We start from the raw sequence: 15,893 nt of genomic DNA, 5'->3' as shown, positions 1-15,893 counted from the left end.
AACACGTTACATTTGACGAAGAGGCAGTAACAATGTATTTAATTACTGCCAGGTTTCTTTATTATCCATTTTACTATTTGTACATCTGTTTTCAGTTTTCTTATTAATAAGTCAGTTCGGTATACTGCAATAAAAAACAGCCGTTGTTTTTTGTTAAGGCATTTTATTTTCACTAAAACTACATAATATGAAACATTTACTTTTTGTTCCCTTTCTTTTACTACTAATTTCCTGTTCGGCCGATGCACAGAAACCCACCAAAGAAAATATCACCAAAGCCATCAAGTCTACCTGGGAAAAAGCGGCCAGCAGTTTAGAACCTCAAAAAACGGTTACCATTAACGAGATTAAAATGGGTACTTCGTCAAAAGCTAATTACGCACAGGAACTGGAAGGAGTACCTAAAGGAGCTTTGGTTACAATGGCCAAAATTGATTTTACACAAAACATTTTTTATACCGGCGAAACGCAACATACACGCCGCATAATGACGGCCTGGGTATATAAAAATGCCTTTGGAGAATGGGAGGTAATGAATACCGGTACGGTGTATCCGTAAATTAATAATAAGAGGCTATCGCCGCTATTGCCTGCGGGCCAATGGCGGCATTTTTTAAAATTATAATCATCTGTGCTGCTACCATCGTAACACGATTTTTTTATAGCCCCTTATATTCCTGCCATTTTGGATGCCTGGTTGCCAGTTATTCAATTGCTGTACAATTTCAATTGAGGGAGTGTTTAATTTTTCATTGTCTGTTTCCAGTATTTCTGTACGTGACATTTTTCCGTCTTTTTCTATCACTACTCTAATGGTCACCGTGCCATGGGCAGTAATATGTTTTTCTTTTTTTGCTGCAAGTATCTTTTCTTGTATTACGGTGGAATCCATTTTACTTCCCTGTCTGCAGGTGGGATCAATCTCCATTCGTATAAAGATCGTGGTATCATTCTCAGGATGAGGCATCTCCACTACAGCAGCACGGAATTCTTCCACCGGCGCTACGTTTACAGAACCTTCCTGTAACATTATTTGAGGTTTACCCTGATCTTCTTCATGATTACCTTCTGCAAAACCAGTGAGCATTCGACTTTCTCTTTTACCAGTAAACTCGTAATCATAATATTTAATCTTGCCGTTGGGCAAAGTGGCTCTGAAAAAATTATAATCTTCAAAACGGTCGATGGAGGCCCATAATGGGGTTTGTATTATTTTCCCATTCCGGTTCATCATGCCCCATCGTTCTCCCTGTTTAAAAAAGAAGGCTTCCCAGCTTGTGGAATGTATAAATGAGGATGCTTCAAAACGGGCTAATTTGTTGCCCAGTGTGTCCATCATTTTCCATTGTTGCTTTTTTTGCAGAAAAAATAAAGCCCCGCCATCGGCAATACAGGCATCGTAGGTATAAGGCTCTTCCTGTTTGCCAGTTTTAATATTGTATACTCCAATACCGTCTTTTGTTTTTACCAGTAAATACGCTCCCTTCAGCTGAATAATTTCCAACCAGCCTTTTTTAAATATTAAATGATTCCGCTCATCAAGCAGCCCTTCGCCATTTTTCAGCCGGGCAATCAGGTAGGTGTTTAAATATTCAGATCCGGTATATGATGTGAAACCTTTATGCCAGTACATACCTTTAATACTGTCTTTAAATTGCAGCAGCTTGTCGTATAAATAAGCAGAGCTGTCTTTAAATAAAACAAGGTTGCCTGCAGGCGCATCGGCAACGTTGGTAAACTGCAATGGTGTGGCCGCATTGTTAGCAACTGAAAAAAGGCCTATTAATTTGTCTTGTCTTACAACCATTATATGGCTGTTGATATTTCTGTTGTTTTTGCCAATACCATCATACAATACAGGTAATATTACCACACCTTCTTTCAGATCGACAATACCAAATTTGTCTTTACTGCCCTGTCTTTGCTTTACAATCTGCAATACATTTTTACTGCCATAGATGCTATTGTAAACCCCATCCCAACTGCAAAGCACAGTGCCGGCAGCAGTTTGTAAACGAAAGCCCGGTTTATTCTTTAGTAGTAAATTGCCATTGGGGAATTTCTGGAGGGTATCGCCCTGGGCATTAACAGTAGTAACGCTGCTGCAAAAAATAATTGCGGAGAAAAAGGTAAGGTTAAAAAGTTTCATGCGATAAAAGTAAGAAAACTTGTTTAAGAACATACTATGTTTTCTTCACGTTGTAAGGCCGTAGTTTACAAATTTATTCATTCAATTTTTATTATTACATTACCTTTCTGCCAGGTTTAAAAAATGACGATATGAAAAAATTACTTTTGTTATTATGCCTTGCCTGCCTGGTATTTTCTTTTAAAAAAAGACCAATTTCCTGGGTGGCCATTGGCGATTCCATTACTTATTTAAATGATCATACCAATGAAACCGGCAACCGTATCAGCAGCGGTTATATGACAAGGGTAACTGAAAAATTACCCCATATTAAGTATACCAACCAGGGGCATAATGGCTGGACGGCAAGCCGCATTGCAGATAATATTGAAAAGCTGGGATTGATAAAAGCCGATGTGTATTCTGTTTTTCTTGGCACCAACGATTGGTGGCATGCAGGAAGGCTGGGGCAATTTACAGATTACCAGAACAGTACGGGTAGTGCTACATTGTATGGTTCTTTCCGTATCATCATCAATAAACTCCGCAGCCTGAATGCGGAGGCAAAAATTATCCTGATAACACCCATGCAGCGGTCCGACTTTGTGTACATCAACGATCCGAAAAATAATGCTTACGGATCGTACAATAAGAAAGACGGACAAAGTTTAGAGCAGTTTGCCATCGCTATAGATAGTATCGCCGCTTATGAGCATATACAACTGGTGGATCTCTACCATAAAAAAGGCATGGAAGTAAACAAGCTGGTTAAATTTAAAAGATTAAAAGATCCTCAAACAGGGGAGTATAAAAATTACAAGTACCCCGATTATATTGGTGTTCCCTTCAATCCACAAACGGATGAGTATCCTTACCCGGCAGATGCCATCGATATTACTTATGATGGTTTGCATCCTTCAGATAAAGGTTATGCAATGATTGCAAAGATGCTGGTGAAGATCATGAAAAAATACCAGTAGTAAATCCGGTTAAGCTTTTAAACCGGCCGGTGATTGATCATCCATTTAATACCGAACTGGTCAATGAACATACCAAAATAATCACCCCATGGGGCTTTTGCCATAGGCACAATGATAATGCCATTTGCAGAAAGGTTGTTGAATAATGTATCTGCCAGTGCTTCACTATCGGGGTGAAGCGATAAAGAAAAATTATTTCCTGCGGTAAAAGGCTGGCCTGTAAAATCAATAAAATCGTTGCCCATTAGTGTAATACCACCAGGTGCTTCTAATGCAATGTGCATTATTTTTTTCTTTTCCCCTTCGGGTAATTGGGCGCCTTGCGGCCCATCACCAAATCTTTGCAGGTTTGTAATGGAGCCATTAAGTGCGGTTTTGTAAAAATCAAAAACAGCTTCGGTATTGCCATTAAAGGCGATGTAAGGAGCTAACATAAATTTAGTTTTTAGAGCAATCAGTAAATGTATCAGAACGAATAGTCAAATTTAATAAAAGTAGTTTTATTACAAATTATTTTAAGCACATCAGCAGTTCAGTCTCCAGTGTCGTTTCATCATTTGTCCAATGCCCATAGATTTCGATATAGGGTAAAATAGTTTCGTAGCCCCTGTTCTTTAATTCAGCTACCATGTTTTGCCCTGCCTGCTTTATTAAATGATAGGGGCCAATATGTTTGTACCTGGCATACTTTGTTAGGGTAATATTTTTTTGTTCCAGGCCTGTATCTTCATCCGGAATGTTGTTAAGTTCTACCCCTGCAAAAACCTTTTCGCCATGTTCGTAAACCCAAATATTAAGGCCTTTGTTCGCTAAGTTTTTTGACTTAACTGTTTGCCACATCTTATCCATTAACTTAAAGGCGGTTGCGGCATAGTCTTTATGTATAGCAATACCTGCAAAGCCATAAATATGTAAACTTAATGGTTCCGTAATTATTTCTATATTCATTGCAATAAATTCTTGGTGTTAATTCAATTGTTGCCAACCAACTTTTTAATTTGGTGGCCAGGTATTTATTTTTGTCTCTTTTAAATAACTGCATAATTTAAGTGTACCCTACAATGTTACAGCTGTATGAAATTAAAACAACAACATTATTTTTCGCACAAAGCAATTATCCATTGAAACATTTTTTCGTTGGCTGCTTTTGCCATTCTGGAAGGGAAGAAATTAAAAGCATGCGAACTTTCGGGATACACTGCAAGAAAGGTTTTATTGCCGGCCAGTTTCCATCTTGCTTCCATGAAATAAGTGTCATCTATCAATGGGTCTGCTGTTCCGATGGTAAATAATGCAGGAGGGAGATTTTTCAGGTCAGCGTATAATGGTGAGTATTGCGGATCCTGCAGTTTTTCTTTGCTCCAGCCATGAAATACCAATTCATACGTTTCATTAAGGTATTTTTTATTAAGTATAATGGTACTGTCTGTAGCCATCCTGCAAGATGGAGTACGTGAAAGATCATAACAGCCATAGATAAGATTTACGCCTCTTACTTTATCAATAGCGTGCAGCGAATCCCTGATGTAAAGGGCAGTTACTGCGCTTAGGTGCCCGCCGGCTGAAGCACCTGAAATAAATAATTTGTCGGTACCAAATGTTGCCATTGCATTATTCACCAGCCATTTTGCAGCGGCTTTACAATCGTTGATACAAGCCGGAAAAGCATGCTCTGGCGCTATACGATAATCTACACTTACCACCGCTACTTTACATGTTCTTGCCATGTTGTCGTTTTGAATATCATCGCTTGCTGCTGTTCCCAATGACCATCCGCCGCCATGAATTTCAAGCACTACTGCACGTATGGTATCGGGTGTAAAAATCCGGAGTGCAATATTTCCTGCAGGCCCCGGAATATATTTTACGGCAGGTTGTAACTGAGTTTTGATAGCAGGGTCTGCCCCCATAGAATTGCGTGCAGCGGCCAAACCTTCTTTGGTTAAAACGGAGCCTTCCTGGGGCATGCGGGCAAGCTCTTTGTTAAAAGCCCTTACTTCCGGCAGGAAGGCCGAATAATCTTCTTTGGCATTTGTTTGCTGCGCCAGTATACTATTGGCGAACAGCAGCAATGGTATGAAAATGCAGGAGGTAAAAATTTTCTTTGTCATAATGCCGTTTTATTTGCCAGAAGTTAAGCAATATTATTTAATACCTGCCAGTAAAAAATAATATGCCTTTTGCTAGTCCTTTAAAGGCCGGTTGGCTAAATAAAATCCATAGAGCAACATCAATGTTCCCACGAGTGCCCTTCCTATGTTGAAGCCGGGGCTGGTGCCACTATTGCGGAAGCCCAAAAAGGAGGATAGAATAACCACACCAATGAGTACATATGCAATTGACCTGGAAGCTTGTTTTGAACTGATAGTTTTTTTGTTGCTGTTATTACGGGCAGCTACCGCTGCATTGATGGCACTTTCAATTTCTTCAAACGTATAGCCATTATTTAGCAAATGCTGTTTTATATCAGCAATCTTAAACTGACGGTTCAGCAGATTGCTGATTGTGCTTTGAAGGGTGGCCATATCAGTCATGGTTCTAATAAATGAGTTGCAAAAAAGGCAGGTAGAAAAGCGGATTGCATTTTACTATTCTCCATGAATTTTTCTCCATTCAACAGTGCTATCCTTGGTTAATTTAATTACTAATCCTTTTGCAGGGACCGCTTTATTTCTCAAACATTTTTCTTTCCATCTCAAATACTTTGTTGGCTTCAAAGTAATAGGTTTTAGTTTCTCCTTCTTCGGTTTTCACTACCATTTTATCGCAGGTGTTTTTGCCTCCGCTGCTGATGCTCTGGGTTTGCAATTGGGCCCCGAGGATGTAGAGAATAAAATATTCTTCTTCAATTTGTGTTACATGCCAGCCGGTTGCACAGGTTTGGCCATCCCCGTTTTTTGTAATTGAATTTAAAAGCCCGAATTCAATATCGTGGTATTTATTCCTGTTAACAGTGTCGCCCAGTATTTTATAAGTCTGTTGTAAATATTTATGGGCAAACATACTGGTGTAATCTATACTTAACATGGCTTTGGTGAGCCTTACAATTTCTTTATAGTTTTTATTTTTAACCTCAACAAAAACCTGTTTTTTTAAGCTATCGTAATTGGTGCTTTTTTTACTGTACTGTTTACTGTTTAAAAAACTGTTTCTAAAAGCAACGTAGTCGATGTTGGTGGTACCACTTTCAAGTTGCTTTACATACCCGGTATAGCTGTCGTTTAAATCGGGTATCTCAATTTTGCCGTCTTGTGCAAAAGCAGCCAGTGTTTGTGTAAGCAGAAAAACTGCCAGCAGGGAAAACCTGTTTTTTATCATAGTGTATTTATTTTTTGGTGAGCTGCAAAACCTGCCATCAACTCTTGTATTTTAATAATCCTGGTTTGCAGAATACCTGGTTAATTGTACGGTTAAAAATAAACTTTAACCACGGCAATAAAAAAAAATACTTCTTCTTTATACCAGTCAGCCTGCTGACTAATCGTAGCTGCGTCAATGAAATAAAAGCAGCTGCTGTGGCAGTTAAAAATACATGTTTTAAGGGATGGTGTACTACAGAGTAAAAAACAATTTTTGTAGGGTAATTTTAAACCCATAATACAATGAAAAAGATAATCCTGTCTGTTATATGCCTGGTTGCTGTTGGTTTGGTAAATGCACAATCCAGTTTTGGCGTTATCAGTTATACTTTACCCGAAGGCTGGATTGCCCGGCCAGTGGGCAGTGATATGGAGCTGGTAAAAAGCGGGGAAGAAAACAGCGGCTGCAGCATAACCTTCTTTAAACAAATGAATACTATTGTTACTGCAGAAAAAAGGTTTGGCCTGTTATGGGCTTCAAAAACAAAGAGCGGCAATAATAACCTGCAGAAATTTACAATACCTGTGAGAACAGAAGGCGATGGCTGGGTATGCATTGCCGCTTCTAAAACAATCCCCAACGGCACTTCTGCTGACACAGAAGGCTTTTACACTTTGTGCGATAGCAGCATTACCGCAATAATACTTATTCAGTCACCAGGAAATTCCTGCTTAAAGGAAATACAAAACATCATGGCATCCATTAATATCCCTGTAAAAGACAGCAACCCGAAATTGAGGGCGAAAACGAAGAAGACCAAGTTTCCTTATGTGTACAGGTAGTAAAAACGCTGAATATTGACCAGGGATGTATTGCAATAGTGTTGGTTGTAAAGGAGGCCATCGCCGGAGCACCAAAAAAACCAGGCTTGAAATTAACAGCAAAATAGTAGCAGTGTAAAAAACAATAAGCCGGGTGCTTATTGCCCGGCTCATTGTTTTGAATAATATGATACACTATTGCTTTATCATTTTTTTTGACTCCACAGTTTTATCATCAATGATTAAAGTATAAGAATACAGACCAGCACTAATTCCGTTTGCAATTACATTTAATTGCCCTTTACCCGGATTCGTTATTTCAATCTTTTTTACTACTGCTCCATTTGTTGATGTGATGACCACATACGCAGACTTGAAAGCTTTGGGTATATTATAAGTTATCAGCGTTCTTTCCGTGAAGGGGTTTGGATTATTTTGCCCTAACACAACAATATTGCTTTTTTCCAGCATTACATCCATCTGCTTTAATTCTGTTTTTGCCTGATTAACTTCCTTTTCCAGTTTATCAAGCCTGTTCAATATGTCCGACATTTCCTCACTCTTTGCCTGCGCAATATTACAACAGGCTTGTACCCATATTACATCTCCATCTTCATCTAAAGATAGTACGCCGCCAAACCGGTTTCTTATTGGCGCTGTAATTCCTGCTTTTAAAGCAGTAAAACGCAAGCCACTTGTAGAAGGTGCCGGCGAAGTATAATCGTTAACTGCTCCGGCTAAACCGGTGGCATCAATTTCCAGTTTACTACCTGGTGCACTTGAATTGATGCCAACATTACCAGCAGCTGATACAACCATGCGTTGTACATTATTGGTCTTGATTTTAAAATCAGCATTGTTTTTGGGACCTATAAAATTCCAGCTTTGCACATTGCTATTTCCTGTGAGACTCCAGTTACAACTATCTTCACAACTGCTAGGGCAATCTGTTAAAGCATCTATTTCATTTACATTTAAAACCCTGTTATAAATCCTGATGTCATCCATCGAGCCTTTAAACCAATCTCCACTTGAATTACCCTTTCTGCCAAAATTAATTTGTGACGAAGCCCCATCTTGTATAATAAACCTGGTGGCCGACAGGTCCTGGGATTCTAGTACACCGTTTACGTATAGCCGCCATACACCAGCTTTATAAGTAGTTACAATATTATACCAGCAAGGTATTCCCGTAAAAGTTGTTGTACCAGTTAAAACAGTAGTGTTTGCGTAACCGGTCATGGCTTTATAATTCAGGGAATAAATACCATAGTTCCAGTTCGACAAAGTCCAGTTTGAATTGAACGGTGATTTTACTACTAAAGCCTGGGCAGGTGTGTTCGTATTATTTTGATCCTGTAAAATTCTAACAGAAATTGAAAACGAATCTGCCGGTGCAAAATTGTAAAGTGTTGAGTAAGGTAACTGGATAAAAGCAGATGTTCCATTGAAATAATAGGCCGCATTTGGTTGCCCGGTACGGTCGGTGGTTAAAATCGCATTATTAACTATTCCGTTAATACCATTACCACTTGCGTCATTTGCATTTCCATTGAAAGGGTAGTACGCAATTAAACCCTGGTTGAGGTTGATCTGGCCTTCTGCGTTTAAACAAGCGCAAAGGATAAGAAGCAATACAAAATTTTTCATGTTAATTGATTTGGTTTAAAAATGAGTTCAATTAAATAACCGTGTGTATGCCTGCAAATAATTTATTTGTAAAACGTATACAAGCACAAGAAAGCGAAAAAAGATAAAGCAGGGTAAGCATACTTAGTAACTGCGTAAATTTTTACTGTAAGTGCGAAAAAAAGTACAGATGCATTGAATGCTCTGCGGAGTACGGATTGCAGGGCAGTGCCTGTTTAAAGGAAATACAAAGCATTATGGCATCCATTAATATCCCGGTAAAAGACAGCAACCCGAAATTGAGGGCGAAAACGAAGAAGACCAAGTTTCCTTATGTGTACAGCTAACTAAATCGAAGGTTTACTATTGATAAGTTAATCGTATAATAATACATAAAGACACTGATCGGCACCCCGACTATACATCTTTTCTTGCTGTATAAATTATTGATAAACAAAAACCAGCTTTGTCTTTTTTACTGTTCCTGTGAAATTTTCAGTTATTCTTGCCATTAACGGATAGCCATCAGCCCTGAAAGTATAATCATAATTTATGGTGCTGCTGGTAATGGGGTTTCCTGAACCACCGGCTGTTGTCCAGTGTTTTGAATTAATGGTTTGTTGTGCAATAAGATATTTGGGCGCAAATTTATTGTTTGAATAATTTCCAATACCTACATTGCCGATATGATCTGTATGAACAGGGGTGATGATTTTAAATAAAGGGTTGGGGTTGGGTAGGTAGGTTTGCAGAAATTCAGTCATATCATAATTGGCAAAAGGGGTAGGATTATTGGTAGTACTTACCAAAGTATCAATCTGGCGGGTTATGTTATTGTTCAGTAAAGTTTGATACATAACTGAACGTTCAGTATCAGAAAACGAACTGGCATAAACAAAATTATGAAAGTAACGTGTAACTTTACCCGAAGCGTAACTGAAACTGGCAACAGAATAAGCTTCTCCTGCATAACGAATAGAATCGCTGATATAGCGGCCATTTAAAAAATTATAATAGCTGGTGTCAGTTTTTGTAGTTGGTGAACTTCCTGTAGTAGTAGTTTTTCTGAAGGTACGGTATGCAAGTGTATCTGCACCGAGGTAGTCAAATTTTATTGTAGCCACGTTAAAACTATCACCATTAGGTTTTGCAATATATTCAACCTGGCTGATCAGCCTGTTGGTATTATCGTAAGTGTAGTACTGGCTGAATATGGTGTCTTTCCCTGCTGGTAATGTAGAATCTACCTGGTAGATTTTTGCTAACTGCGTACTAAAACTCTGTGGTACCGGTACAGGGTCAGGTGTGGAAGGTTTTTTACTACAGGCCGAAAAGAATATTATTACAATGGCAAAAATAACTACTGAGGATAACAGACGTTTCATGTTTTATAAAGCCCGGATTATAAGCAGACTCTGATGGTGAAAGTACAAAGAATTGATAGTATGGCAAAACAGTTAACAGGGATAAGGCGATAAACATTATAGCAATCATTGCAAATGGAATGTGTTGAGGAAGGAAGTACCTGCGACGAAGAAAAGCACTTACATGGGAAGAGTGGTTACCGGCGATGGAGAACACTATGTTTGTATAGGATAGCATAGTCTGTTGCAGCAAGTGCTACCGGCTTTGCTACGGCTTAGCCACGGCTCATGTAAGGCTCATGTACGGAGTAACCCGGGCTTTGCCAGGGCTTAACCGGGGAAATACAATGGCTGCTGGTGAAATAAAGGATTGATCAGCTTCATGAAAAAATAATTGCACAATAGTGTTACCGGCAAAATTGCTATTACCGTAATTAACAGCGCATGTAAATATCCTGAACTGCCTGCAAACTTTGCAAAGCCCGATAATTTTTTACGCAGCACCATACCGGTTATTAATATAGCAGGTAGCTGGTAAAATAAAAAAAACTAATTTTTTTTAAGGTCATGCCAGAAATTCGATGTTCTATACAGAAGATATTTTCCCTTAATCAATATTGTTGCACCACTTGAACACTGGAACCTGCCGGTAAAGGAAGATTTATAATCAAACTCTATGCGGAAATTGTTATACGCAAATTCCGGTAGTTTTTTGCCATAAGTAAAATCTGTATAAGTAACCCTGCTAAACTTTGCCAGGTTCCAGGTTGATACGCCATCCTGTTGTAAACCCTCTCTCAGCTTATCGAAATCCTTTTTCACCTCATCCGAAGGGCTTTCATAAACACAACTATACCAACTTTTAAAATCATTTGTTATCAATGCGTTTAAGAGTTTTCTGCCTAATTCATCCATGGTTTTACCGCCGGTATAATTGCGGTCTGTTACGGAAGGTACTAATGTTGCACCTGGTGTTGAATTTTGTGTGCCATATTCCAGGTCTGTGGCAGTTGGCACCACGGTAACGCCTGGATTTTGCTTCGGTAATACATTGCTGATTGTCCAACCTCCAGTTTGAGCAACAAGCCAGCATTTGCCACCGGCTTTTACTTTAGTTGAGCTGGCTTTAACCTGCTTATCAACTTCAATTAAATTATCATTCACCCATTTAACCGAAGCAGGAGCCCAGCCGGTATTTTTTGAAACATCAAAAGTTATTTTTTTAAAAGTGGCTTGCATTCCATCTTTGGAAATTGAAAAAATATAAATTCCACTTTCATCGGTTTGGTCGATGAGCCCGCCGTTATTATAAAATACCACATTATTTTTTGATGGAGAAACCTCATAGTCAAATCCCGGAACGGTTATGGTTACGCCATTGTCTCTGTTTATAAAACTAAAATCGGATGATTCAAATCCTTTGTTTTCTACAATAAAACTATTCAGTTCGTCTGAATAGCCAATAAATGTATAATCAACAGTATTGTTGTTGTTATTATTCTTTAATACTTTGGTATTGCCTGATTTCAACTGAAATGTCAGGTTATCTCCATTACGTGTCACCATACCATTACCAAAATTGATAAGATTATCCTGCTCACCGTTGGTATCGCTTAATTCTTTAAAAGTTTTTACAGCTGCCGGTTTTTTATTAACCGGGGAGGTTTTTGTTTCAATACTTACTGTTTTGTTTTTGGCTACAGGCTGCTGTTGATTTTCCAATACAACTTCATATCCTTTAAAACTATTACTATTTGAAAAAAAAGTTCCTTGTAAAGTGTTACCGGATTTTTTTAACTCATAGGTTGCTTTGCTCCAAATAATGGGTAAATCAGCTTTCACAACTTCATCACTGTTTAATGTGATTGTATTGCCTGCAATATTTTCCGGCTTAAGTAACGCTTCAAAAACAAAAGTTTTGCCATCTTTAACAATCTCTCTTACTTCTTTGGCCCCATATATTCCATTGCCAATTTCTCCAACAATAATTTTTGTGCTTGCCCCGGGATGTTGCTGAAAATAAATACCTTCAAATTTTTTCAGTTCAGTATCAAATGATTTATTATCAGTGGTGTTATTATAAACAGTTGCATCAGTTTTGTAGAACATCATGGTTTCCATATACGCATACATCTGATCCAGGTTTTTTGAAAAATAATCTGAGGGTGCAGAAAAATTCAGCGTATAGGTAATCTTATTATGAATCGTTTTTAAAATGAAATAATCCATCGCCAGTTTTTTAGTGACCTGGATATGGAAAATACCATTCCACCATTTTTTGTTATTAATGATTTTAAAGCTATCTCTTACAATTACAAGTTTTTCTCCACCCTGTTGTTTGGTCACTTCCAATTCTTTTCTCGAAATCTCGTCAATAGACGCATTCTGATACCCATTTTGCAATGTCCCGGTTTCTAATTGAAAGGAAGGTGCAAATTGTTTATCGCCCTGTTGCGGTGCGGTGAGTGAAAATTGAACACCAGCTCCCAATTCTGTTCTTTTTGTCCAGTCATTTGGCAGGGATATCCTGTACAAATTATCATCACTAACTAATAAAGTAGATGTTTGGCCAAAAATTAAATTGCTGATAACTAACAATACGGATACTAAATAAAATTTCATAAAATTGGTTAAATGGGTTTTAAGGTTTATTTTATTTTTTATGTAACATGCTTTTACAGGCAGCTTTTATTTACATCATCGTCAATTCCTGTATTTACTCAACACTTCTTCACTAACTAATTATTAGCTAGTTAAAAAAGAGGCAAAATTTTGCAATTGACGATTCATGTTATTTTTTCTAAATAAAAATAATCTTTAATAACTAAACTCAAAAAAAATAATTCCCTCTTCAGCATACCACATAACATTTTCTCTGCCCGGTGCTTTAAACTGCATAATAATTATCTCTTTCGGCGTCGTTTGGGCTTTGTTCAATCCCGTAGTGATGGTGAGATAGTAACTATAAAAGCATTTATTGCAAATACAGCGGCAGTATTTGTTGGCGCAATTTTGCTGTTACGCCAACGCTTTATGGCCTTGATTCGATACCAGCAAAGGCACTTGCCCGGGGAAGAGGGGTTACCAATGACGGCGAAAAAGAAGCCACTTGTTTTATAACAAGTGGCTTCCTGATGATGAATTACTGAAAAAATTATTATTGAAAAAACGTGTAATAATTTTTTACTTAACAAATATTTGAATAGACTCTTTACCAGCTTTAAGCCAGTAAGTACCTGAAGCCAGGTTGCGGATATCCAGTTGTTGTAATCCTGGCAATAATTGACGCTGATACACCAGCTTGCCGGCAGCGTTAAAAATCTGCACAGCAGCACTTGCTGGTAATACCACCGATAACTTACCATCCAATACTGGGTTAGGAAATGCTTGTAATGATAACTGTGATCTGTCAAAATTTAAACTGATCACGTTACTATTGCTGTATCTTTCGTCAAGGTCTCTTTGTATTAAACGGTAATAGTTAGTGCCTGGTAAAGGAAATGTATGCGTAAAATTATATGCGGAAACTGAGTTGCTGTTTCCTGCAGCTTTTACACTGCCAATAGTATTCCAATCACTACCATTTAAGCTGTGTTGTACCATAAAGTCTTTGCTATTGGCTTCAGTTGCAGTTGCCCATTTAAGGATAGCGCCATTGTTCTTTTTTTCTGCAGTAAAACTTATCCAGGTAATAGGTAAAGGAGCAGATTGGTTAGCTAAAGTGATCGTGTTTAATGAGATTGCTGCAACTGCACTGCTTACATATGATGATGCCGTAACCGGGGCATCTGCAGTAGCGCTCCAGGTAGTACCGTTAGTGATATTCATTCTAAGATTTGCTTGCGGAATTGCTACACTGTTTGATCCGTTTAAATCTGCACCTGCATACGAAAAAAGAATGGTTCCGGTAAAAGGGCTGGTAGTATTACTAAACTTGAAATATCGTTTGATGTAATAGTTGGTGGGTGTAGGCGTGATAGTATAGGCTTCTGTTTTTGCCAGCGTGGTGTTAGTTAATGTATAATTTGATGAAGGAGTTAATGATAAACCATCAACAACCAGTATCTCTCCACCCTTCACCGTTAGTCCGCCTGCATCTACCACAAGCTGGGCTTTAAGTGAGGTGGTGATGGCAACAAGTATGATAAGAATTATTTTTTTCATTGAAGTCTGTTTAAAATGTGATAGCCTATTTGAATACAGTTGCTTTAATGGTGTGCGTTCCTGCTCCATCATACACCAAAACTGTTACTGTATTTGCAGCTGACACCTGCGCAGAACCAATATTTACAAAGGAGCTTGCAGAATTACTTGGGGTAGTAGGGGTAATAAGCACCGCATCTCCAACAGCAGCTCCTGTAACGGTAATGGTAACAATTGTGGGAAAAGACGAGTAAGTAAAACTACTACTGGTTCCCGTTAGTTTAGTTACGCCTGCGGTTGCTTGCGAAACCCAGGTAGTACCATTAGATGTTAACACATTACCACTGGTACCTGGTGCTACTGTTTGCAATGCACTGGTTCCATTACCCAGTAAAACATTATTTGCTGCAAGCGTAGATGCACCTGTGCCACCGTTAGCTACTGCAACTGTACCGGTAATATTACCGGCAGCAAGGCTGCTGCTGCCGTTTAAAAGAATAACCCAGTTTTTAACAGCCGGGGTACCTGCATTATAATAGAATCCTGCAGGTGCGTCTGTCTGAAAGATAATCAGCCCTGTTGCCGGGCTGGCAATAGCATTTTTTTGTGCCGCCGTCATTCTTGGTACCAATAATCCCCCTGCAGTGCTGGTGATGTCCAGTTTAGAGGATGCATCTGGAACTGCAACACCAATCCCTACCTGGGCTTTCAGTTGTACAGTAAATACCAGGCAAATAATAGCTAGTGTTCCGGAAAGTAATAGTTTTTTCATTTTTTTGATAAGTTGATAAGGGTTAATAAAAAGTAAAGTTTGCAATATTACATTTTATTTACTTTTAAAAATATATTATATGTTATGGAATAATTATTTTAAAGAGGGGGCTTTTGCCAACGGCGTATTGATTGTAAGGCAGTAACGATAACAGCACTTATTGCAAATGCAGCGGCAGTATTTGTTGGCGCAATTTTGCTGGTACGCCAGCGCTTTATGGCCTTGCCCGGATACCAATAAATGCACCAGACCGGGAAGAGTGGGTACCAACGACAGTGAAGAATGTTTTTGTTGTATGCTGTTTTAATCTATGAATTTTGCCGAGCGTATTACCTGTATAAGTTTGTTCCCCATCTCTTTCTCACTATACGAAAGATTAATGCTTAGTAAGTAGTTGCTGAATGATTTGCTATATACAATATGTTCAACAGATAAATTTTGGTCGTATGTAATCTGTGTTTTAAATGCTTTAAATGGAACGGCACCAATTGACTCCATAGTTGAGCTGGTATCGAATTTGGGTTTTCCTCCGTCTGGAGAAAAGTAACTGAAAGCTATGGGCGGGGGCTCTGCAAACTCACAAGAACTTGCATTTGCATTCGAGGTGCAGGGAGTATACCTGAATAAAAGAAAATTGTTTTTCCCACCTTCAATACGTAAGAGGGTTTCAGTTGAATCTTCAGTAGTTAATGAATCAAGAATAATTAATTCTTTAGGGATTTCCAGTTTCATGTGCACCTTAGAAATGAAATATTG

15 protein-coding genes are annotated in these 15,893 nt (G+C 38.5%); 3 read left to right on the top strand and 12 right to left on the bottom strand.

Features of this window, described 5'->3' with window-relative positions; genetic code table 11:
- Positions 1-187: 187 nt before the first annotated feature.
- Positions 188-559: a hypothetical protein gene (locus tag ACQ334_RS15705; RefSeq protein ID WP_430989193.1), complete on the top strand. Its 372-nt coding sequence runs from the start codon at positions 188-190 to the stop codon at positions 557-559.
- A gap of 78 nt (positions 560-637) precedes the next feature.
- Here ACQ334_RS15705 and ACQ334_RS15700 read toward each other — a convergent pair whose 3' ends face one another.
- The gene (locus tag ACQ334_RS15700; RefSeq protein WP_430989192.1) at positions 638-2,149 is read right to left on the bottom strand and encodes an energy transducer TonB; all 1,512 of its coding nucleotides are present in this window, start codon (positions 2,147-2,149) and stop codon (positions 638-640) included.
- Between the two features lie 131 nt (positions 2,150-2,280).
- Here ACQ334_RS15700 and ACQ334_RS15695 point away from each other — a divergent pair, with 131 nt between their 5' ends.
- Positions 2,281-3,108: an SGNH/GDSL hydrolase family protein gene (locus ACQ334_RS15695; protein WP_430989191.1), complete on the top strand. Its 828-nt coding sequence runs from the start codon at positions 2,281-2,283 to the stop codon at positions 3,106-3,108.
- Positions 3,109-3,125: 17 nt separating this feature from the next.
- Here the strand turns inward: ACQ334_RS15695 and ACQ334_RS15690 are convergent, their stop codons facing one another.
- The 5 genes from ACQ334_RS15690 to ACQ334_RS15670 all read right to left on the bottom strand — a co-directional run bounded on the left by ACQ334_RS15690 (position 3,126) and on the right by ACQ334_RS15670 (position 6,426).
- Entirely contained in the window at positions 3,126-3,542 is a 417-nt protein-coding gene (locus ACQ334_RS15690; RefSeq protein ID WP_430989190.1) for a VOC family protein, read from the bottom strand.
- Positions 3,543-3,618: 76 nt separating this feature from the next.
- A complete protein-coding gene (locus tag ACQ334_RS15685; RefSeq protein WP_430989189.1) occupies positions 3,619-4,056 on the bottom strand; it encodes a GyrI-like domain-containing protein in 438 nt (145 codons plus the stop codon).
- Positions 4,057-4,202: 146 nt separating this feature from the next.
- Positions 4,203-5,219 (bottom strand): alpha/beta hydrolase, encoded by a 1,017-nt coding sequence (locus ACQ334_RS15680; protein ID WP_430989188.1) that lies wholly within the window; start codon positions 5,217-5,219, stop codon positions 4,203-4,205.
- A 72-nt stretch (positions 5,220-5,291) separates the two neighbouring features.
- Positions 5,292-5,633, bottom strand: a complete 342-nt coding sequence (locus ACQ334_RS15675) for a hypothetical protein (protein ID WP_430989187.1) — start codon at positions 5,631-5,633, stop codon at positions 5,292-5,294.
- Between the two features lie 142 nt (positions 5,634-5,775).
- Positions 5,776-6,426: a DUF4919 domain-containing protein gene (locus ACQ334_RS15670; protein ID WP_430989186.1), complete on the bottom strand. Its 651-nt coding sequence runs from the start codon at positions 6,424-6,426 to the stop codon at positions 5,776-5,778.
- Between the two features lie 284 nt (positions 6,427-6,710).
- On the opposite strand from ACQ334_RS15670, the gene ACQ334_RS15665 reads away from it, so the two are divergent.
- Positions 6,711-7,250 (top strand): hypothetical protein, encoded by a 540-nt coding sequence (locus ACQ334_RS15665; protein WP_430989185.1) that lies wholly within the window; start codon positions 6,711-6,713, stop codon positions 7,248-7,250.
- 174 nt (positions 7,251-7,424) lie between these two features.
- On the opposite strand, the gene ACQ334_RS15660 is transcribed toward ACQ334_RS15665, so the two are convergent.
- From ACQ334_RS15660 to ACQ334_RS15635, 6 genes are all read right to left on the bottom strand, one after another.
- Positions 7,425-8,879, bottom strand: coding sequence for a LamG-like jellyroll fold domain-containing protein (locus ACQ334_RS15660; RefSeq protein WP_430989184.1), 1,455 nt, complete (start codon positions 8,877-8,879; stop codon positions 7,425-7,427).
- A gap of 422 nt (positions 8,880-9,301) precedes the next feature.
- Entirely contained in the window at positions 9,302-10,243 is a 942-nt protein-coding gene (locus ACQ334_RS15655) for a hypothetical protein (protein ID WP_430989183.1), read from the bottom strand.
- A 528-nt stretch (positions 10,244-10,771) separates the two neighbouring features.
- Positions 10,772-12,844: a hypothetical protein gene (locus tag ACQ334_RS15650; RefSeq protein WP_430989182.1), complete on the bottom strand. Its 2,073-nt coding sequence runs from the start codon at positions 12,842-12,844 to the stop codon at positions 10,772-10,774.
- Between the two features lie 561 nt (positions 12,845-13,405).
- Positions 13,406-14,386, bottom strand: coding sequence for a T9SS type A sorting domain-containing protein (locus tag ACQ334_RS15645; RefSeq protein WP_430989181.1), 981 nt, complete (start codon positions 14,384-14,386; stop codon positions 13,406-13,408).
- 25 nt (positions 14,387-14,411) lie between these two features.
- Entirely contained in the window at positions 14,412-15,137 is a 726-nt protein-coding gene (locus ACQ334_RS15640) for a hypothetical protein (RefSeq protein WP_430989180.1), read from the bottom strand.
- A 303-nt stretch (positions 15,138-15,440) separates the two neighbouring features.
- Positions 15,441-15,869 (bottom strand): hypothetical protein, encoded by a 429-nt coding sequence (locus ACQ334_RS15635; RefSeq protein WP_430989179.1) that lies wholly within the window; start codon positions 15,867-15,869, stop codon positions 15,441-15,443.
- Positions 15,870-15,893: the final 24 nt, after the last annotated feature.

It is taken from the genome of Ferruginibacter sp. SUN106, from assembly GCF_050611765.1.
In the GTDB taxonomy this organism is placed as follows: Bacteria; Bacteroidota; Bacteroidia; order Chitinophagales; family Chitinophagaceae; genus Ferruginibacter.
This window is presented reverse-complemented; position numbering and strand designations above follow the sequence as displayed.